Source organism: Myxococcus dinghuensis (assembly GCF_024198235.1).
Classification (GTDB): Bacteria; Myxococcota; Myxococcia; order Myxococcales; family Myxococcaceae; genus Myxococcus; species Myxococcus dinghuensis.
On record NZ_JAKCFB010000007.1, the window covers coordinates 274463 to 294863 of the forward strand.

A 20401-nucleotide genomic window follows, 5' to 3' on the forward strand; every position below is an offset into this window, starting at 1 on the left:
CGTGGGACTCAGCGGTAGACGCGCAGGATGCGGTCCTTCTGGGGCCCGCAGTCCCCGCGCCCGTCGCAGTTGCTGGTGGTGACGTAGAGGTGGCCGTCCGGCCCCATGCTCACGTCGCGCAGGCGGCCGAACGCATCCTGGAGGTAGACCTCGTGCCGGGCGACGCGGGCGGGGTTCTCCGAGGAGAACTCCACCCGGTGGAGGTGGCGCGAGCCCAGCGTGCCCACCAGCAGCGAGCCCCTCCACTCCGGGATGGCGGTGCCGGTGTAGAGGGCGGCGCCTCCCGGGGGCGCGGCGTCGTCGAAGGTGAGGGAGGGCGTGATGTGCCCCTGCCGTGTCTCGCACGAGTAGATGCCCGGCCAGCCCAGGTTGTCTCCCGCGTGGGCGTAGTTCACCTCGTCGTGGCCCCGGCGCAGCGTCTCGCCGCTGGGGCCGTGGTCGGTGACGTACAGGTGGGTGGCATCCTTCCAGTCCCAGCCCTGCGTGTTCCGGATGCCGGTGAGGAAGGCGGGCGAAGGAGGGAAGGGGTTGTCCTGGGGGACCTGGCCCTCCGGGGTGAGGCGCAGGAGCTTGCCCGCCGGGTCGTTCACGTCCTGCGAGCGGTCCGGGTCGCGCGCGTCGCCGGTGCCGGCGTAGAGCATGCCGTCCGGGCCGAAGCGCAGGCGGCCGCCGTCGTGGTACTTCGCGGAGGGGATGCCGCCGTAGATGACGCGGTCGAAGGTCGCGGTGGCGTGGTCCTCGGAGAGCGTCCAGCGCTCGATGCGGTTCTCGTCCTCCCCGCTCACATCGGTGGTGACGTACACGTAGAACCAGCGGTTCGAGGCGAAGTCCGGATGGGCGGCGATGCCGAGCAGCCCGCCCTCGGCGACGCGGGTGACGCGCACGGTGGCCACCGGCTGGGCCTGCAGGGCGCCGGCCTTCAGCAGGCGCACGCGGCCGGGCCGCTCGGTGACGAGCGCGTCACCGCCGGGCAGCCAGGCGAGGCCCCAGGGGACCTCCAGGCCCTGGGCGACCACGTCCACGGTGATGGGCACGGTGCCGGTCGGTCCCCAGCCGTCCTCCACGAGGACGCAGTCCTGGGGCGACGCGGTTCCCTGCGCCTGGCTCTTGCGGCAGGCGGAGGTGGCGCAGGCGAGCACCACGAGGGCGGACGTGAGCAGGCGGGGGGAGACCATGGGGGGGATTAATGCGCGGTCCAGGAGGGGCGGGCCAGCGGCGACGTGCGGTGTGGCCGGCGGCGTCCCGTCGGCTCGGGGAAGGCCCCCGCCGGGAGGGCAGGCGGGCGGGTGTCGCGTGGGGCGTGGGCGCGCTTCCCGGGGGCCGGTCCGCGTGGGCACCTTGACCGCACGAAACACCCCAGACAGGGCAACACAGGGAGACGTCGGATGGCTCGCATCGCGTTCATGGTGGCGGACGACTTCGAGGATGCGGAGTTCCGTGTGCCGTATGACCGGGTGAGGCTGGCGGGACACGAGGTGGTGGTCGTCGGCTTGGACGGCGGGACGCAGGTGCGGGGGAAGAAGGGCCGGGAGGTGGTCACCATCGACAGGGCCGCGCGCAACGCCTCCTCGCGCGAGTTCGACGCGGTGGTGATTCCGGGCGGCTACTCACCGGACCACCTGCGCATGGACGTGGACGTGGTGGGCCTGGTGCGGGACCTCTTCCGTTCGGACAAGCCGGTGGCGGCGGTGTGCCACGGGCCCTGGCTGCTGGTGGAGGCCGACATCGCGGACGGGCACACCGTCACGTCGTGGCCCTCCCTCAAGACGGACCTCGTCAACGCGGGGGCGTGGTGGGTGGACCGCGAGGTGGTGGAAGACGGCAACCTCATCACCTCACGCAACCCGGGAGACCTGGAGGCCTTCACCTCCGCGCTGCTGCGTCAGGTCGCGGAGGGGAGCGCGCCACGGCTCGAGGCGCCGCTGGTCCCCGACGTCATCTTCGCGCACGAGGTGCTGACCGCCGTGCATTGAGCGCGCGGCGCTCGCGTCAGGACGGGACCTGCCGCACGAGCGCCTGGAGCGTGTCGCCGCACCGGGCACAGCGCTCGCGGAAGTCCGGGCCGAGCGCGGGCTCGTGCGCGAGCCTCGCCCAGTACGCCAGCGCGTGGCGGGCGGCGTCGTGCCAGACGTCGAGGGTGTCGGCCGTGGGGGGACGCGGCTTGAACTCGTGCTCGACGATGAGGGTCCCGTTCGGAGCGAAGAGCATGGGCAGCATGTCGTAGACCGGCGCGAGGCGGAACCGCGTGGGACCCTCGTCGAAGAACGACAGGTTGCCGAAGTGCCGGTCCGTGTTGCCGATGAGCTGGCCGAACGTGTCGAGCCAGCGAATCCGCCGGGCATCCTCAGGCGTGATGGATTGGGCCTTCGCCATGCGAAGCGCCGCCTGGGTCCAGTTGTCGCGGTCTCCGAAGTACTCGTCCGTGATGGCGCCCAGGGAGAGCAGCCCACGCCTGCCGCGTGCGCCGATCCGGTCGAAGCGCTCGACCTCGAGGAAGCGATAGCCCTCCTTGTCGAACCACCGCGAGGTGGCCACGTCGATGCCGACCGCGCCCACGCTCGCGAGGGCCCGCTCTTCGCAGACGAGCAGCTCGCGCCAGCGCCTCGCCGCGGCGCTGTCGTCGTTGCTCGCGAACTTGACGATGTGGTGGCGCCCTCTCGAATACGTGAAGAACTTGGGCTGCTCACCGCCCGCGGAGGAGCCCGTCTGCTCCTTGCCCGAGGCCGTCGCGAGCCCCGGGTAGTCGCTCTCGTCGACCTCTTGTTCGTGCAAGGACAGGAAGCGGTCGAGCGACTCCTTTCCGATGATGAACGCGCCCACGCAGTCCTCGCCGCGCAGGGAGAGCGCGACGAGCCTGTGGTCGTCATGCCAGTCGATCACCCGCGGCGGCAGCTCCAGTCCGGGGTTCCGACGGGTGAAGCCCCGCCCGATGTAGCCCTGGGGGCTCATGTCCGCCGCGAAGGGAGGGAGCCCCTCGAAGAACGTGCCTTGCCCCTCGGTGGGCTCGAGCCAGTGGTGGTTGCCGGAGAAGCTGGTCAGGAGATGGAGCGTCGCGTTGCGATGGATGCGCCCCGCTTCGTCGATGCGGTGCACGGGGACCTGCGTGCCCAGGTGATGGACCTCCCGCGTGAGGGCGTAGCGCGTCGCGGGTCCCCGCCCCATCCGGCACACACGCTCGCCCGCCTTCGCGATGAGGCGCGTCAACGTCGGGCGCGAGATGCCGAACTGCTTCTCCAGGTCGGCGGCCCGTGCGCCCACCTGCTTGCGAAGCGTGTCGAGGAGGTGGTCGACGGTCGTCATTGAACCGGTCCGTGAACAGATTCATGAACTGATAATGGATGCGGTTCGGTCTCGCAACTCGCGAATCTTATTTGAGAAATCCGATGCGGACGTCCGAACGGTGAATCGATCGGAACGCGCCGTTTCCGTTGGATTCCGGACGGTTGGATGGTGGGGAGCGAGCGCCTGGAGGGGTCGCGCCATCCTTGTAATTCGAGAAAATCGAGTGACCAGCTCAGTGCGCGCCGGGGTGCTGCCCGCCGGGCTCGGGGCTCATGCGGGGACTTCCCGCACGAGGGCCTGGAGCGTGTCGCCGCATCGGGCGCAGCGCTCGCGGAGGGTCGGACTGAGCGCGGGCTCCCGCGCGAGCCGCGCCCAGTAGGTCAGCGCGTGGCGGGCGGCGTCGTGCCAGACGTCGAGGGTGTCGGCCGTGGGTGGGAGCGGCTCGAACTCGCGCTCGGGGACGACCGTGCCCACGGGCGCGAAGACCATGGGCAGCATGTCGTAGACCGGAGCGAGTCGGAAGCGGCGCGTGCCTTCGGGGAAGAAGGACAGGTTGCCGAAGTGCCGGTCCGTGTTGCCGATGAGCTGGCCGAAGGTGTCGAGCCAGCGCATCCGCGTCGCGTCCTCCCGCGAGATGGAGCCGGCCTCGAGCAGCCGCTGCGCCGACTGCGTCCAGATGCTCCGTGCGTCCAGGTCCTCGCTGGTGAGGGCGTCCAACGACAGCAGCTCCCGACGGCCGCGGGGGCCGACCCGGTCGAAGCGCTCGACCTCGAGGAAGCGGTAGCCCTGGACGTCCATCCAGCGCGACCTGGCGGCGTCGCGACCGGCGTCTCGCAGCGTCGCGAGGGCCAGGTGCTCGGTCACCAGGAGGTCCCTCCAGCGCGAGGACACCTCGCCCGCGTCGTCCGGCGCGAACTTCACGATGACGTGGCGGCCCTCGACGTACGCCGTGAACTTGGGATGCTCTCCGCCGACGAGGGCGCTGGAGGGATGGGTTCTCGAGGCGACGGCGAGTGCGGGGAACGCATCGACCCCGACCTCCTGGAGCGGCGTGGCCAGGAAGCGCCGCAGCGACTCGTCACCGAGGATGAGCGCGCCGACGCAGTCCTCGCCGCGCCGCCCCAGGGCGATGAGGTACTCGTCATCCGTCCAGGTCGTCACCCGCGTGGGGAGGTGCAGGTCGGGGTGGAGGGTGGTGAAGCGCTCGCCCAGGTAGCCCTGGGGGCTCATGTCCATGGCGACGGGGAGGAACTCCGCGAAGCGCTCGGAGGCGCCCTCCGTGCGCTCCAGCCAGTGTCCGCCGTCCGCGAGCAGGTGCAGCGTCCCGTGTCGGTGGACGCGGCCCGTGTCGTCCACGCGGTGGACCGGGAGCTGGGCGCCGAGTCCCGGAAGCTCGCGCGTGCGCGCGTAGCGCGTCCCGGCGTCCTGTCGCATGGCACAGACGCGCTCCCCGGCGGAGGTGAGCAGTCGCTTCACCGTGGAGCGGTCGGTCTGGAGTCGCTCCGCGAGCGCCTCGGCCGACGCATCGGGGAACTGGTCGAGCACCGCGAGCAGTTGTTCCACCGTGGCCATGGGCGTCCGCGCTGAACGGGTTTCCGGAGTGTGTTCCGTCGGCTCCCGCGTCCACAAGCGCGCCGCATGGCCCCGCGAAGCAGACGGGCCGGACCCGCTTCGCGCGGCTCCAGCCCGGAGGGTGAGTCGGTGTCGCCGGCGAATCAGTGGTCGCCGTAGCGCTTCTCACCCGCCTCGACGCGCAGGGCGAGCCGGTTGCCTCGCGGGGGGAGGGGGCAGGTGGCGAAGCGCGTGAAGGCGCAGGGCGGGTTGTAGGCGCGGTTGAAGTCGAGCACCACCTGACCGTCCTTGGGCATGTCCGCGTAGAGGAAGCGGCCCGCGCCGTAGGTGGCGTCGCGGTTCGTCTCGTCCGCGAAGATGATGAACAACTGCTGCGAGCCCTCCTCCACCACGGGCGTCAGGCGGTGCTCCTTGCCGTCCACCGTGAACACGAGCGTGCCCGGCGCCTTCATCTCCTCGGTCGTCCCCAGCACGTTGGGCACCTGGAGCGTGCGCGGCGTGGTCGCCGGCTCGAAGCGCGCGCTCACCCGCCACGTGGCGCTCGCCGGGTAGGTGTCGATGCCGTGGAACTGCTGGCGCGCGGGGGCCTGCGAGTCCTTCACGCGCACGCCCAGCTTCTCTCCACGCTGGATGACGTGGAAGTTGAGGCTGCCGAGCTTCAGCACGTCCGGGGACCCCTGCTCGTCCGTCTTGAGCGGTCCGCCCGTGAAGGGCTTGCCGTCGCGGGTGATGGCCACGCCCGGCGCGGGCTGGAAGCTCACGGCCTTCCCCGTGCGCGTGAAGACGCCGAGCTTCGCGGGCGTGTTCGCCGGGAAGTCGAGCTTGCTGTCGGGCGCGGAGCCCGCGGTCTGCTCGCCCTCGTCGAGCCAGAACAGGCCCACCAGGGTGAGCCAGCCGTCCTCGGACTGGAGCCGCTGGATTCGCTGGTCGTGCCAGGCGCGGGTGGTGGTGGAGAGGTCGTCGGGGGGCGCGGTGGTGGACATGGGTTTCGCGGCGGTCGCGGGCTTCGCGGGCGGCGCGGCCTTGGGGGACGGCGAGGTATGGAGCGCGAGGGACAGGGCCAGGGCGATGGGCGTCATGTCGGGGCCTTGCGGGGAGCGTGCTGCGTCCGGTGGGCCCTGTCTAACAGGGCGCCGTCCGCCGCGCAGGGCGGGGTTGCAGGCCGAGTCGCTCCGTGCGAAGCCGGCAGGCCCCGCGTGAACCTCGACCTCAAGCCGGCGCCGCCGCCCGGTGTCTTCCGCAAGCTGGCCCTGGGGACGTGGCGCGCCCCCCGGGACCCGAGCGCCTATGCGACCCTGGAGCTGCGCATGGAGCGCGCCCTCGGGTTCCTGGAGGACTGGCGGGCCCGTACGGGCCAGCACCTCACCGTGACACACCTGGTGGCCAAGGCCGCCGCGGACGCCCTGCGCCTGCACCCGGAGGCCAACGTCCTCCTGCGCTGGGGCCGCCCCGCCTACCGCGTGGACGTGGGCGTGTGCGTCCTGGTGGCGCAGCCCGAGTCCTCCGGTCGCGCGGACCTGACCACGGCCACGGTGCCTCGGGCGGACACGCTGTCGTTGGAGGACTTCGCGCGGGAGCTGGAGTCGCGTGTGGCGCAGGTGCGTGCGCGGAGGGACGCGGTCATCGAGCGCGGCAAGCGCCGCTCGTCCCTCGTCCCCGGCCTCCTCATGGGGCTGGTGCTGCGCCTGTTGTCCTTCGTCTGGTTCACGCTGAACCTCGACCTGCGCTGGCTGGGGATGCCGAGGGACCCGTTCGGCTCGGTGGTGGTGACGAGCCTGGGCTCACTCGGCCTGGAGCGGGGCTTCGTCGCCATGGCGCCGTACACGCGGGTGCCGCTGGTGCTGGCCCCGGGCTCGGTGCGGGAGGTCCCCGTGGTGGAGGAGGGGGGACTGGTGCCCGGGAGGGTGATGACGCTCACCTGCACCTGGGACGCCCGCCTGCTGGACGTGGACCTGGTGGCGCGGGTGCTGCGGCACATCGGGGCCGTGCTGGAGGACCCCGGGGCGGTGTGGCGGCCCCCGGCCTAGGGGTGGGGCTGCCAGGAACCCGGGGCTGAGGTAGAACCGGGGGGTCGCATTCGTGCAGGAGGTTCTCGCAATGCCCGTGGATACCCAGCGTCGCATCAGCGCATCCCGTCCGGTGGGACGCGCGCTCGGTGGCCAGGACCGCTACGAGAAGGAGGCCGTGGAGGGCCCCGCGGAGGGCGGGCTCGCGATGGCGCGCCGGCAGCGGCTGTCGGGGGGACCTGGGCGCGAGGAGGGGGAGAGCCCCTTCGCCGCGAAGCTGCGTCAGCTCGCCGGGAACACCTCGTCCGGCGACGGCGAGCGCTGAGCCCGGGAGACGACCCGGCCGGCGCCACCCGTGGAGGGATGGACGTGCTGAAGGTCTTCCTGGATGACGAGCGGCCCACGCCCGAGGGCTGGGTCCCGACGCGATGGCCGGAGGAGGTCATCACCCTGCTCGAGGGCGGGCGGGTGGTGGAGCTGAGCCTCGACCACGACCTCGGTGATGACGACCACGGCACGGGCTACGACGTGCTGCTGTGGTTGGAGGAGGCGGTGGCCACGCGGGGCTTCGTCCCGCCGCGCGTGCGCGTGCACTCCGCCAACAGCTCCGCGCGCCAGAAGATGGAGCAGGCCATCCTGCGCATCGAGCGGTTCGCCCGGGAGCGCGAACCCTGAGGCTCGCGTCCCGGGCGTGCCCGCGCGTGCGGGGTTTCAGCGGCGCGCGGGCTGCTCGGCCACCGGGGTGACCTGGAGCCGGGTCGCGTAGCTGTCGCCGTTGGCGATCAGGTTGTACGCCGCCTGGACGGGCGTGCCCTGGCGCAGGCTGCGCGCGGCGACGCGCTGGTTGCCGTGGAGCACCTGCGTGGTCTGGCTCACGCGGAGGTTGTAGAGGTCGCCCGTCTCCGCGTCACGCACCACGACGCGGCCGTTGTGGGAGGAGGCGACCTGCCCGCGCATCACCACCGAGGCCACCACCGTCCGGTCGGGGTTCGCGCCCGAGGTGTTCGCGGTGGCGCCGGAGCCCCCCGTGCCCTGCGCGTTGGCGCCCTTGTCGCCGTGGAGCGTGTTCACCTGACGTTGAAGACGCTGGACGTCGGAGCGGAGCTGGGCCACCTCGGCGGTGAGCGCCTTGGGGTCCTGGGCCTTGCCGGAGGCGAGCGCGTTCGCGTTGCGAGTCTGGGCGCGCTCATCCGTGGCGCGGGCCGCGTCGCGGGGATTGGCGGTGGTGCCGGAGCTCGCCTGGGTCGAGCTGCCCATGTTCGGGCTCGAGCCGTTGTTCGGCTCCGAGGAACCCGAGCCGCTGGAGCCGGAGCCGCTGCTGCCGGAGCCGCTGCTGCCGCTCGTGTCGGGTGAGGTCGTGCTGCCGGAGCCCGCGCCGCCGGTGCCGTTGATGTCGGAGCCGCCGCTGCTCCCCGAGCCGGGCTGGGTCGAGCCGCCCGTGCCGCCGGAGCCCGCGCCGCCGGTGCCGTTGATGTCGGAGCCACCGGTGCCGGCGTCACCCATGCTCGGGTTGTTCATGTCCGGGTTGCTGGAGCCGGCGCCACCGGTGCCCGTCGTGTCGGCGCCGCCGGTGGTGCCGGTGCTACCGGTGCCGCTGCCCGTCTGGTCCTGGGTGCCGGTGGTGCCCTCTGGAGGGACGGAGTAGGTGCCGCCGGTGGAGTCAGGGTTCGTCGACTGGGAGGACCCCGCGCCTCCTGTGCCGGACTGGGTGTCGGTGGAGCTTCCGGTTCCTCCCGTCCCCTGGGTGGAGCTTCCGCCCGTGCTGCCTCCCGCGGATTGGGCGTGAGCCATGGGGGAGAGCAGGAAGCTGAACGTCAGGGCCGCTGAGGCAAGAGCGAGTCGCATGGTCGGTTCCTTTCCCTTCGCACCGGAAGAAAAGGTGGGCCCCCGTATCGCGACGACAAGCGAGGGCTGGGGCGTCGCCGGGCGGCAGCATGGCCGCATGGTCGAATCACTCACCGGGCCACGGGGGCCTCGCCGGGTTCCTCGCTGGTGGGCTTTGCTCCCGGGCAGGGAGGCCAGTCCGAGAACGTCGGCGCGAACACGAGGGGCGAACGCAGGGCGGCCTCGAGTTCGCGCTGCGAGAGCACGCACGCGCGCTCGAGTTCGCGCAGCCGCCAGTCCCGTCGTCCGCGGATGTATTCGAGGTTGTCGCCACACGTGGGGTTCCTGCGCCGGTGCGGCAGGTCGTGGAGCGCCGCGAGCAGGGCCACGTCCGCGACGGAGAGGTCCGCCCATTCCTGGCCGAGGAGCGCGCGAGAGACGTCATGTACGCCCTCGATGCGCGGACCCACGGACAGCTGGGCGAGCGCATCGGTCGCGAGCTGCTCAGCGCTCCAGTGTCGGGAGAACCAGATGCCCAACGCCACGTGAGCGGACCGTCGCAAGGGATTGCCTTCGAGGTCTCTCGACTTGAAGCCCCAGTAGCTCTCGGCGCGGCCTATGAGGCGCGAGCCACCGAGCGTCTCGAAGTGGGGAGCGCCGAGCAGGGGCTTCACGAAGTACCCGGCGAGGGTCCAGGGCCAGAGGGGTTGGACCTCCTCTCTCCAGGCCGCAGCTCCATCGCCAGCCACCAGTCGCGTCGGCGTTGCTCGTCCGGCGTCATCTCCCACGCAGGGAGCGTGGGCAGCTCCGGCACCTGGGCGAGGGCGTGGCGATACAGCCACTCGATGGCCGCCAGCGGCAGCACGAGGATGAGGCCCAGCAGACACAGCAACGGGCGCAACCCGCGGATACGTCGCATGGGGTGGGCGTGATGCAGCCTCTGGACCAGCCCATGCACGGGCACCCGCGACGATTCTGTGCTGTCCTGGCTGTGTCTCGGGGTGGGTGGCTCCCAGGGTGGCGTGGCGCTATGCCTGGGCGACGGGGTGGACGACGGCGACGTCGCGAGGTGCTGGCTTGAGTGGACGCGAGAGCCCGGTGACCACGGTGAGGCGGAACGCGCGCACGCCCGCGCGGGACACGCGCGCGCGCAGCCTGCGCCCGTGGCCCCTCACCCTGGCCATCGCCGTGTCGCTGGGCCTGCTGCTCTACGTCGTCACCGCGAGCCTGCCCTACCTCATCTCCTCGCCCACCACCGACCCGAACTTCGGCGCCCTCAATCACTGCCTCGGTCAGGTGCTCCCCCTGTCGCGACTGGGCTGGGCCGTCTCACCGGATGCCTCGCGCGCCGCCGCCTATGGCTCCCACCGCGTCGCCGTGTGCGACGCCCACGGCATCTCCCTCCAGCGCGACGTGGCCGGCACCCTCGCCCTCGCCTTCGACGGCGCCAACCGGCTCTGGGTCGCCACGGGCGCGGGCCTGCTGCGAGAGGACGGCGCCACCTTCGCGCCCGTGGGCGACTTCGCCCCCGTGGCCCTCGCCGGACATGCGCAGGGCGTGCTGGCCCTGGACGTCTCCGGCCAACTGGTCTCCGTCGCCGCGGACGGCGCGCTGCTCGGCCAGACCCAGGTCCCCCCGGGCGGGGGCCGGCTGTCCGTGGGCGCCGACAACACCCTGGCCGCCGTGCTCTCCGAGGGCACCCTGCGCGTGTACGACGCACGGACCCTGATGCCCTACGACGTCCAGCCTCCTTGCCCGGTGGAGACGGTGTGGTGGCTCGACACACCCGAGCGCTTGCTGATCGGCTGCGCACCTGCCGGGGGGCCTTCTTTCGTGCTCGATGTCCGCACCGGGGCACGGGAGGCGGTGCCGGAGGGGCGCCCGCTGACGCCGGCCCGGAGACTGGGCAGCCGGCCACTCTACGTCCAGGGCTGCGACGGTTTTCCCTGCACGGCTCCGCCGCCCTGAGATGTTGGACAGAGGCTCCCCGTCCCGCGTCCTTCACGCCGGGTCTCGGGACGAGCGAGCAATTGGTTCAGTTCCGGACGGAGCCCCCTGGTGTTCCCGGCTTTGAATCGACAAGCCCGCGAACTCACAGGACATTCGGGCCCGCCCGGCCGCCGCGCGACACATGTGCGCGGCGCTCATCCCGATCAGAAGGGTTCTCCTCGTGGACGACACCAAGGTTCCCAGCTCCAACGCCCCCGGCCGCAAGCGCACCCCGGCGCGCAAATCCCGTGCGGGAACAGCTCCTCGCGCGGCGGAGGCCGCGAGCACCGGGGACGCGTCGAGCACCCTCGACCCCCGCCGCCCAGAGGCGGAGCGGGGGCAGCGCCGTGCGGGTGACTCCGGGGCGAGCAGGCAGTCGGGTGGGGGCGCGCGGGGTCGCAACGGCGGTTCGCGGTCGCCGGGGCCGGGCCCCCAACTGGGCGGCAGCGACCCGATGATGACGCTGCTCGCGGCGCTCCGGGCCATGCAGGGCGGCGACTTCTCCGTGCGGCTGCCGGCCTTCCCCAACCACGCGGTGATGGACGACATCTCGAGCGTCTTCAACGAGGTGGCGACGCTCAACGGCTCCATCACGCAGGAGGTGGTCCGCCTGTCGCGTGTGGTCGGCCGCGAGGGCCGCATGGGCGAGCGCGTGACGCTGGGCAACGTCCGCGGCGACTGGGCCACGAGCATCAACTCCATCAACGCGCTCATCGGCGACCTGGTGCAGCCCACCACGGAGGTGGCCCGCGTGCTGGTCGCGGTGGCGCAGGGCGACCTCACCCAGAAGATGGCCCTGGAGATCGACGGCCAGCCGGTGAAGGGCGAGTTCCTGCGCATCGGCACCACCGTGAACGCGATGCTCGACCAGCTCAACTCGTTCGCCGCCGAGGTGACGCGCGTGGCGCGCGAGGTGGGCAGCGACGGCAAGCTGGGCGGTCAGGCCGAGGTGAAGGGCGTGTCGGGCGTCTGGAAGGACCTCACCGACAACGTGAACCTGATGGCCAACAACCTCACGGCCCAGGTGCGCAACATCGCCGAGGTGTCCACCGCCGTCGCCAACGGCGACCTGTCCAAGAAAATCACGGTGGACGCGCGTGGCGAGGTGCTCGAGCTCAAGAGCACCATCAACACCATGGTGGACCAGCTCAACGGCTTCGCCTCCGAAGTGACGCGCGTGGCGCGCGAGGTGGGCACGGAAGGCAAGCTGGGCGGTCAGGCCGCGGTGCCCGGGGTCTCCGGCACGTGGAAGGACCTCACGGACAACGTGAACTTCATGGCGTCCAACCTCACCACCCAGGTGCGCGGCATCGTGAAGGTGGTGACGGCGGTCGCCAACGGCGACCTCACCCAGAAGCTGATGGTGCCGTCGCAGGGTGAAATCGCCGCGCTGGGCGCGACGCTCAACAACATGACGGACACGCTCAACGTGTTCGCCCAGCAGGTGACGAGCGTGGCGCGCACGGTGGGCGTGGAGGGCAAGCTGGGCGCCCAGGCCCAGGTGCCCGGCGCCGCCGGCACGTGGAAGGACCTCACGGACAACGTGAACCTGATGGCCAACAACCTCACGGCCCAGGTGCGCAACATCGCCGACGTGACGACGGCCGTCGCCAAGGGCGACCTGTCCAAGAAGATCACCGTCGACGTGAAGGGCGAGGTGCTCGAGCTGAAGGACACCATCAACACGATGGTGGACCAGCTCCGCGCCTTCGCCTCCGAAGTGACGCGCGTGGCGCGCGAGGTGGGCACGGACGGCAAGCTGGGCGGTCAGGCGGACGTGAAGGGCGTCGCGGGCGTGTGGAAGGACCTCACGGACAACGTGAACTCCATGGCCTCCAACCTCACCACGCAGGTGCGCAACATCGCGCTGGTGACGACGTCGGTGGCCAACGGCGACCTGTCCAAGAAGATCTCCGTCGACGCGCGCGGCGAGATTCTCGAGCTGAAGAACACCATCAACACCATGGTGGACCAGCTCAACTCGTTCGCGTCGGAAGTGACCCGCGTGGCGCGCGAGGTGGGCACGCACGGCAAGCTGGGCGGACAGGCCGAGGTGAAGGGCGTGTCCGGCACGTGGAAGGACCTGACGGACAACGTGAACGTGATGGCCGTCAACCTCACCACCCAGGTGCGCGGCATCGCCAAGGTGGTGACGGCGGTCGCCAACGGGGACCTCACCCAGCGCCTGAAGATGGAGGCCAAGGGCGAGGTCGCCGAGCTGGCCGACACCATCAACGCGATGACGCAGACCCTGTCCATCTTCGCGCAGCAGGTGACGGACGTGGCGCGCACGGTGGGCGTGGAGGGCAAGCTGGGCGCCCAGGCCGTGGTGCCGGGCGTCGCCGGCACGTGGAAGGACCTCACCAACAACGTGAACCTCCTGGCCAACAACCTGACCGACCAGGTCCGCAACATCGCCGAGGTGACCACGGCGGTCGCCAACGGCGACCTGTCCAAGAAGATCACCGTCGACGCCAAGGGCGAGGTGCTGGAACTCAAGAGCACCATCAACACGATGGTGGACCAGCTCCGCGGCTTCGCCGCCGAGGTGACCCGCGTCGCCAAGGAGGTGGGCACGGAGGGCAAGCTGGGCGGTCAGGCCGAGGTGCGCGGGGTGTCCGGCGTGTGGAAGGACCTGACGGACAACGTGAACTTCATGGCCTCCAACCTCACCAGCCAGGTGCGCGGCATCGTGCGCGTGGTGACGGCGGTGGCCAACGGCGACCTGAACCAGAAGCTGGTGATGGACGCGAAGGGCGAAATCGCGGCGCTCGCGGAGACCATCAACGCGATGACGCAGACGTTGTCCATCTTCGCGCAGCAGGTGACGGACGTGGCGCGCACGGTGGGCGTGGAGGGCAAGCTGGGCGCCCAGGCGGAGGTGCCGGGCGTCGCGGGCACGTGGAAGGACCTCACCAACAACGTGAACCTGCTGGCCAACAACCTCACGGCCCAGGTGCGCAACATCGCCGAGGTGACCACGGCGGTCGCCAACGGCGACCTGTCCAAGAAAATCACGGTGGACGCGAAGGGCGAGGTGCTGGAGCTCAAGAGCACCATCAACACGATGGTGGACCAGCTCCGCGCGTTCGCCGCCGAGGTGACCCGCGTCGCCAAGGAAGTGGGCACGGAGGGCAAGCTGGGCGGGCAGGCGGACGTGAAGGGCGTGTCCGGCGTGTGGAAGGACCTGACCGACAACGTGAACGTGCTGGCGGGCAACCTGACCGACCAGGTGCGCAACATCGCCAAGGTGACGACGGCGGTCGCCAACGGCGACCTGTCGCAGAAAATCACGGTCTCCGTGAAGGGCGAGGTGCTGGAGCTGAAGAACACCATCAACACGATGGTGGACCAGCTCCGCGGCTTCGCCTCGGAGGTGACGCGCGTCGCGAAGGAGGTGGGCACGGAGGGCAAGCTGGGCGGCCAGGCCGCGGTGCCCGGCGTCGCCGGCGTGTGGAAGGACCTGACCGACAACGTGAACGTGCTGGCGGGCAACCTGACCGACCAGGTGCGAAACATCGCCAAGGTGACGACGGCCGTCGCCAACGGCGACCTGTCGCAGAAAATCTCCGTCGAGGCCCGGGGGGAAATCCTGGAGCTGAAGAGCACCATCAACACGATGGTGGACCAGCTCCGCGCGTTCGCCGCCGAGGTGACCCGCGTCGCCAAGGAGGTGGGAACGGACGGCAAGCTGGGCGGTCAGGCCGCGGTGCCCGGCGTCGCCGGCACGTGGAAGGACCTCACGGACAACGTGAACAGCATGGCCTCCAACCTCACCGCGCAGGTGCGCAACATCGCGCTGGTGACGACGGCGGTCGCCAACGGTGACCTGTCCAAGAAGATCACCGTCGACGCCAAGGGCGAAATCCTGGAGCTGAAGGACACCATCAACATCATGGTGGACCAGCTCAACTCGTTCGCCTCGGAGGTGACGCGCGTGGCGCGCGAGGTGGGCACGGAGGGCAAGCTGGGCGGTCAGGCCGAGGTGCGCGGGGTGTCCGGCGTCTGGAAGGACCTGACGGACAACGTGAACTTCATGGCCCGCAACCTCACCACCCAGGTGCGCGGCATCGTCAAGGTGGTGACCGCGGTCGCCAACGGCGACCTGAAGCAGAAGCTGGTGGTGGAGGCCAAGGGCGAGGTGGCCGCGCTCGCGGAGACCATCAACAACATGACGGACACGCTGGGCACGTTCGCCGAGCAGGTGTCCACGGTGGCCCGTGAAGTGGGCGTGGAGGGGAAGCTGGGCGGCCAGGCCCGCGTGCCCGGCGTCGCCGGCACGTGGAAGGACCTGACGGACAACGTGAACTTCATGGCGTCCAACCTCACCACCCAGGTGCGCGGCATCGTGCGCGTGGTGACGGCGGTCGCCAACGGTGACCTCACCCAGAAGCTCATCGTCGACGCGAAGGGCGAGGTGGCCGCGCTGGCGGACACCATCAACAACATGACGGACACGCTGGGCACGTTCGCCGAACAGGTGTCCACGGTGGCCCGCGAGGTGGGTATCGAAGGGAAGCTGGGCGGCCAGGCCCGCGTGCCCGGCGCGCGCGGCACGTGGCGCCAGTTGACGGACAACGTGAACCAGCTGGCCGGCACGCTGACCAGCCAGCTCCGCGCCATCTCCGACGTGGCCACCGCGGTGACCAAGGGCGACCTGACCCGCAGCATCACCGTCGTCGCGGAGGGCGAGGTCGCCGCGCTGAAGGACAACATCAACCAGATGATCGTCAACCTGCGTGAGACCACGCAGAAGAACCAGGAGCAGGACTGGCTCAAGACGAACCTGGCGAAGTTCAGCGGCATGATGCAGGGCCAGAAGAGCCTGGACGCCGTCAGCCGCCTCATCATGAGCGAGCTGACGCCGCTGGTCTCCGCGCACCACGGCGCCTTCTTCCTCATGGACACGGAGTCCGGGACGCCGGTGCTCAAGCTGACCAGCACCTACGCGTACCGGGAGCGCAAGCACATCGCCAACCGCTTCCGCCTGGGCGAGGGGCTCGTCGGCCAGTGCGCGCTGGAGCGCAAGACCATCCTGCTCACGCAGGTGCCCTCCGACTACATCACCATCTCCTCCGGCCTGGGCGAGGCCGCGCCGCTCAACATCATCGTCCTGCCCGTCCTCTTCGAGGGCGAGGTCAAGGCGGTCATCGAGCTGGCCTCGTTCCACCCGTTCAGCACCATCCACCAGCTCTTCCTCGACCAGCTCACGGAGAGCATCGGCGTGGTGCTGAACATGATCATGGCCAACATGCGCACGGAGCAGCTGCTCCAGCAGTCGCAGGGCCTGACGCAGGAGCTGCAGAGCCAGTCCAAGGAGCTGACCCAGCAGCAGGACGCGCTCAAGCGCAGCAACTCCGAACTGGAGGAGAAGGCGAAGCAGCTCGAGGAGCAGAACCGCCGCGTCGAGGAGAAGAACAACGAGGTCGAGCGCGCCCGCCTCAGCCTGGAGGAGAAGGCCGAGCAGCTCACCGTCATCTCCAAGTACAAGAGCGAGTTCCTGGCCAACATGAGCCACGAGCTGCGCACGCCGCTCAACTCGCTGCTCATCCTGGCCAAGCTGCTGTCCGACAACAAGGACGGCAACCTCAGCACCAAGCAGGTCGAGTACGCGAACACCATCTACGCGTCCGGCGGCGACCTGCTCAGCCTCATCAACGAGATCCTCGACCTGTCCAAGGTGGAGGCCGGGAAGATGCAGGTGGAGCCGCGGGACATCGTCCTGTCGGAGCTCAACCAGTTCATCGACCGCAGCTTCCGCCCGGTGGCGGAGCAGAAGAGCCTGGCCTTCACGGTCGACGTGGCCTCGGGCGCGCCGCGCTCCATCCGCACCGACCCGCAGCGGCTGCAGCAGGTCCTCAAGAACCTGCTCTCCAACGCCTTCAAGTTCACCGACGAAGGCAGCGTGAAGATGACGGTGAAGCTGGCCGACCCGGGCACGCGCCTGGACCACGAGGTGCTCAAGCGCTCGCGCTTCGTCATCGCCTTCGCGGTGACGGACACCGGCATCGGCATCGCCAAGGACAAGCAGCGGCTCATCTTCGAGGCCTTCCAGCAGGCGGACGGCTCCACCGCGCGCAAGTACGGCGGCACCGGCCTGGGCCTGTCCATCAGCCGCGAAATCGCGAAGCTGCTGGGCGGCGAAATCCACGTCCAGAGCGAGCCGCGCAAGGGCAGCACCTTCACCCTCTACCTGCCGCCGGAGTACGTGGGCCCGGAGGACGACGGCCTGCCCGCGCTGGAGGCCTCGCCGAGCGACCTGGTGCCCCGGCCGCTGCCCCAAGTCGAGTCGGGCGCCGCGTACGCGCCGCCCCCGCCGCCCATGCCCCCGCCCCCCGTGGCGGCGGAGAGCGGCCACGTGCTGGACGCGGCGCTGCCGCCGCCCGTGGAGTCGCTGCTCGCGCCGCTCGCGGTGGAGGACGACCGCGACCACATCCGCGAAGGCGACAAGGTCCTGCTCATCATCGAGGACGACCTGAAGTTCGCCCGCATCATGGTGCAGCTGGCGAGGGAGAAGGGGTTCAAGGCGCTGGTCGCCACCCGGGGCGACACCGGCCTGTCCATGGCCAACGAGTTCCAGCCGCACGCGGTGACGCTGGACATCCAGCTCCCCGTGGTCGACGGCTGGAGCGTGCTCGACCGCCTCAAGCGCAACCCGCGCACGCGCCACATCCCCGTCCACATCATCAGCGTGATGGACAAGCACCTGGGCAACGCGCAGGGCGCCTTCGGCTACCTCACCAAGCCCGTGAGCAAGGAGGGCCTGGAGCGCGTCTTCAACCAGCTGGCCCGCTTCCTGGAGCGCAAGGAGCGCCGCCTGCTGCTCGTGGAGGACGACGACGTCCAGCGCGGCAGCCTCGTCAACCTGCTGGCCGAGGGCGGCGACGTGGTGGTCACCGCCGTGGCCACCGGCCAGGAGGTCCTCCAGAAGCTGGAGGAGGGAGAGTACGACTGCCTCGTCATCGACCTGCTGCTGCCGGACATGGACGGCATCAAGCTGGTGGAGGAGGTGAAGACGCAGCAGCGCTTCCGCGACCTGCCCATCGTCATCTACACCGGCAAGGAGCTCACCCCCAAGGACGAGGCGCGGCTCAGGCGCTACACCGGCAGCGTCATCCTCAAGAGCGGGACCAAGAGCCCCGAGCAGCTGCTCAGCGACACGGCGCTCTTCCTCCACCGCCTGGACCAGAACCTGCCGCCCCGCGCCCGCGCCGCCCTGGCCCAGCGCAACGAGCAGGAGATGGGCCTGACGGGCAAGAAGGTGCTCGTCGTCGACGACGACATGCGCAACATCTTCGCCCTCACCAGCGTCCTGGAGAACCACGGCATGCAGGTGGTCTTCGCGGAGAACGGGCGGGCGGCCATCGAGATGCTCGAGCAGCACCGCGACGTCGACGTCGTCCTCATGGACGTGATGATGCCGGAGATGGACGGCTACGAGACCATGCGGGCCATCCGCAAGGACCTCAAGTACGCCAGCCTCCCCATCATCGCCGTCACGGCCAAGGCCCTGAAGGACGACCGGGAGAAGTGCATGGCCGCCGGCGCCAGCGACTACCTGCCCAAACCGGTGGATACCGACAAGCTTCTGGAACTCATCCGTCTGTGGGTCACGGCATGAAAGGTCTGAATGATGGCTAGCGCACGGCTCGTTCCCGGCGGACTTGGGTCCGGCCGGGAGCGCGCCTAGCCTGTCCCGCCAGTGAACGGTCGGGGCATACCTTGCTCCTATTTCAATGACGCCTAGCGAACACATCTCCGCCGAACGCCCGCAGGACGGCCTCATGCGTCCCCGGGCGAGCATCCTGATGGTGGACGACCACCCGTCCAACCTGCTGGCGCTGGAGGCCATCCTCGAGCCGTTGGGCCAGGAGCTGGTCAAGGCCACGAGCGGCGAGGAGGCGCTCAAGTTCCTGCTTCAGCGGGACTTCGCCGTCATCCTGATGGACGTGCAGATGCCGGGCCTGGACGGGTTCCAGACCGCCAGCATCATCAAGCAGCGGGAGCGGACCCGGACCATCCCCATCATCTTCCTCACCGCCCTCAGCCGGGACGCCGCCCACATCTTCAAGGGCTACGCCCACGGGGCGGTGGACTACCTGCTCAAGCCCTTCGACCCGGAAATCCTCCGGTCGAAGGTCAGCGTCTTCGTGGACCTGTTCCTCAAGGAACAGCAAATCCAGCGGCAGGCGGCGCTCCTGCGCCAGCGCGAGCGCGAGGCGGTGGAGCGCCAGGGCGAGCTGCGCTACCGCCGCCTGACGGAGTCGCTGCCGGAGGTGATGTGGGCGGCCAGCGCGGACGGCGCCTTCACCTACGCCAACCGGGCCGGGCGGGACTACACGGGCATCCGCGAGGACCAGCCGCTGTCGCTCAACGCGTTCCTGGAGTTCGTCCACCCGGTGGACCGCGAGGAGATGCGCGCGGCGTGGGAGCTGGCCATCCGCTCCGGGCAGCGCGTGGAGCGCGAGTTCCGGCTGCGCCGGTTCGACGGCGTGTACCGCTGGCACCTGGCGCGCGCCGTGCCCGAGCGCGACGAGGGCGGCCGGGTCGCGGGGTGGATCGCCGTGGCCACCGACATCGACGACAAGCGCCGGGCGGAGGAGGCCCTGGGGCGCTTCAAGATGACGCTGGACGCGACGCTGGACTGCGTCCTGATGTTCTCCCCGGACTCGCTCACGCTCACCTACGCCAACGCGGGCGCGGCCAAGCAGCTGGCCGGCGCCGTGGACGAGCTGGTGGGCCTGTCCGTGCTGGAGGTGGAGAGCGCCTTCGACGAGGCGGGCTTCCGCAAGCTCCTGGCGCCGCTCGTCAGCGGCACGCTGCCCAGCCAGACGTACTCCACCACGCACCGGCGCCGCGACGGCAGCGAGGTGCCGGTGGAGGTGGTGCTCCAGTACGTGGCGGCGGACGAGGGGCTGGGGCGCTTCATCTCCGTGGCCCGCGACATCACCGAGCGCCAGCGCGCGGAGACGGCGCTGCGGCTGGCCAGCGAGGCCAAGGACGCGTTCCTCGCGGCGGCGAGCCACGAGCTGCGCACCCCGCTGGCCGCGGCCAAGGGCCACGCGCACCTGGCGCTGCTCAAGCTGGGCGGAGAGACGGAGGCCGGGCCGGGCAAGTCGCTGAAGATCATCAACCGTCAAATCGACCGCATGGCCAAGCTGGTGGAGGACCTGCTCGACATCAGCCGGCTCCAGGCGGGGCGGCTGTCGCTGGAGCTGGAGCGCTTCGACCTGAGCCAGCTGGTGCAGGAGACGCGCGACCGCATGGCGGTGCTGTCACAGGGCCACGAAATCCAGGTGGAGACGCCCGAGCACCTCGTGGGCACGTGGGACCGGGGGCGCCTGGACCAGGTGCTCACCAACCTGCTGTCCAACGCCATCCGCTATTCGCCGGAGGGCGGCGCGGTGCTGGTGCGGCTGGGCGGCGAGGGCAAGGACGGCGACGGCGTCCACCTGTCCGTGAAGGACAGCGGCGTGGGCATCCCCAAGGAGAAGCAGGCGCTCATCTTCGAGCGCTTCGGCCGCGCCCACGGCAGCAAGTACGGCGGCCTGGGGCTGGGGCTCACCATCAGCCAGGGCATCGTCGAGCAGCACGGCGGCCGCATCTGGGTGGAGTCCCCCGGCGTGCCTGGGCAGGGCTCCACCTTCCACGTCTGGCTGCCGCGCGAGACGGAGGGCGGCGTGGCGGCCTCGCACCACGCGTCCAGCTCGCGCACGGCGAGCTGAGCC

General features: G+C 70.4%; 14 protein-coding genes. 7 read left to right on the forward strand and 7 right to left on the reverse strand.

What is annotated here, in order from left to right:
- Positions 1-8: 8 nt before the first annotated feature.
- Positions 9-1175: a PQQ-dependent sugar dehydrogenase gene (locus tag LZ198_RS13295; RefSeq protein ID WP_253972303.1), complete on the reverse strand. Its 1167-nt coding sequence runs from the start codon at positions 1173-1175 to the stop codon at positions 9-11.
- Positions 1176-1385: 210 nt separating this feature from the next.
- Here LZ198_RS13295 and LZ198_RS13300 point away from each other — a divergent pair, with 210 nt between their 5' ends.
- Positions 1386-1973, forward strand: coding sequence for a type 1 glutamine amidotransferase domain-containing protein (locus LZ198_RS13300; protein WP_253972304.1), 588 nt, complete (start codon positions 1386-1388; stop codon positions 1971-1973).
- A 16-nt stretch (positions 1974-1989) separates the two neighbouring features.
- Here the strand turns inward: LZ198_RS13300 and yjjJ (LZ198_RS13305) are convergent, their stop codons facing one another.
- From yjjJ (LZ198_RS13305) to LZ198_RS13315, 3 genes are all read right to left on the reverse strand, one after another.
- The gene (gene yjjJ, locus LZ198_RS13305; protein ID WP_253972305.1) at positions 1990-3300 is read right to left on the reverse strand and encodes a type II toxin-antitoxin system HipA family toxin YjjJ; all 1311 of its coding nucleotides are present in this window, start codon (positions 3298-3300) and stop codon (positions 1990-1992) included.
- A 252-nt stretch (positions 3301-3552) separates the two neighbouring features.
- Positions 3553-4854, reverse strand: a complete 1302-nt coding sequence (gene yjjJ / locus LZ198_RS13310; protein WP_253972306.1) for a type II toxin-antitoxin system HipA family toxin YjjJ — start codon at positions 4852-4854, stop codon at positions 3553-3555.
- A gap of 143 nt (positions 4855-4997) precedes the next feature.
- A complete protein-coding gene (locus LZ198_RS13315) occupies positions 4998-5933 on the reverse strand; it encodes a DUF1684 domain-containing protein (protein ID WP_253972307.1) in 936 nt (311 codons plus the stop codon).
- A 117-nt stretch (positions 5934-6050) separates the two neighbouring features.
- On the opposite strand from LZ198_RS13315, the gene LZ198_RS13320 reads away from it, so the two are divergent.
- From LZ198_RS13320 to LZ198_RS13330, 3 genes are all read left to right on the forward strand, one after another.
- Entirely contained in the window at positions 6051-6881 is an 831-nt protein-coding gene (locus LZ198_RS13320) for a 2-oxo acid dehydrogenase subunit E2 (protein ID WP_253972308.1), read from the forward strand.
- A gap of 70 nt (positions 6882-6951) precedes the next feature.
- Positions 6952-7185, forward strand: coding sequence for a hypothetical protein (locus tag LZ198_RS13325; RefSeq protein WP_253972309.1), 234 nt, complete (start codon positions 6952-6954; stop codon positions 7183-7185).
- A gap of 44 nt (positions 7186-7229) precedes the next feature.
- Complete coding sequence (locus tag LZ198_RS13330; RefSeq protein WP_253972310.1) at positions 7230-7535, forward strand: cyclic-phosphate processing receiver domain-containing protein; 306 nt, start codon at positions 7230-7232, stop codon at positions 7533-7535.
- A 36-nt stretch (positions 7536-7571) separates the two neighbouring features.
- Here LZ198_RS13330 and LZ198_RS13335 read toward each other — a convergent pair whose 3' ends face one another.
- The 3 genes from LZ198_RS13335 to LZ198_RS13345 all read right to left on the reverse strand — a co-directional run bounded on the left by LZ198_RS13335 (position 7572) and on the right by LZ198_RS13345 (position 9603).
- Complete coding sequence (locus LZ198_RS13335) at positions 7572-8705, reverse strand: hypothetical protein (protein ID WP_253972311.1); 1134 nt, start codon at positions 8703-8705, stop codon at positions 7572-7574.
- A 110-nt stretch (positions 8706-8815) separates the two neighbouring features.
- Positions 8816-9358 carry a transglycosylase domain-containing protein gene (locus LZ198_RS13340; protein ID WP_253972312.1) on the reverse strand — a complete coding sequence of 181 codons (543 nt, stop codon included), beginning with the start codon at positions 9356-9358 and terminating at the stop codon, positions 8816-8818.
- Positions 9355-9603: a hypothetical protein gene (locus tag LZ198_RS13345; protein WP_253972313.1), complete on the reverse strand. Its 249-nt coding sequence runs from the start codon at positions 9601-9603 to the stop codon at positions 9355-9357. The genes LZ198_RS13340 and LZ198_RS13345 overlap by 4 nt, the downstream gene beginning before the upstream one ends.
- Positions 9604-9761: 158 nt before the next feature.
- Here LZ198_RS13345 and LZ198_RS13350 point away from each other — a divergent pair, with 158 nt between their 5' ends.
- The 3 genes from LZ198_RS13350 to LZ198_RS13360 all read left to right on the forward strand — a co-directional run bounded on the left by LZ198_RS13350 (position 9762) and on the right by LZ198_RS13360 (position 20398).
- A complete protein-coding gene (locus tag LZ198_RS13350) occupies positions 9762-10652 on the forward strand; it encodes a hypothetical protein (protein ID WP_253972314.1) in 891 nt (296 codons plus the stop codon).
- 475 nt (positions 10653-11127) lie between these two features.
- On the forward strand, positions 11128-18294 hold the full coding sequence (locus LZ198_RS13355; RefSeq protein ID WP_256559530.1) for a HAMP domain-containing protein: 7167 nt from the start codon (positions 11128-11130) through the stop codon (positions 18292-18294).
- 163 nt (positions 18295-18457) lie between these two features.
- Positions 18458-20398, forward strand: coding sequence for a hybrid sensor histidine kinase/response regulator (locus LZ198_RS13360; protein ID WP_253972316.1), 1941 nt, complete (start codon positions 18458-18460; stop codon positions 20396-20398).
- Positions 20399-20401 lie beyond the last annotated feature (3 nt).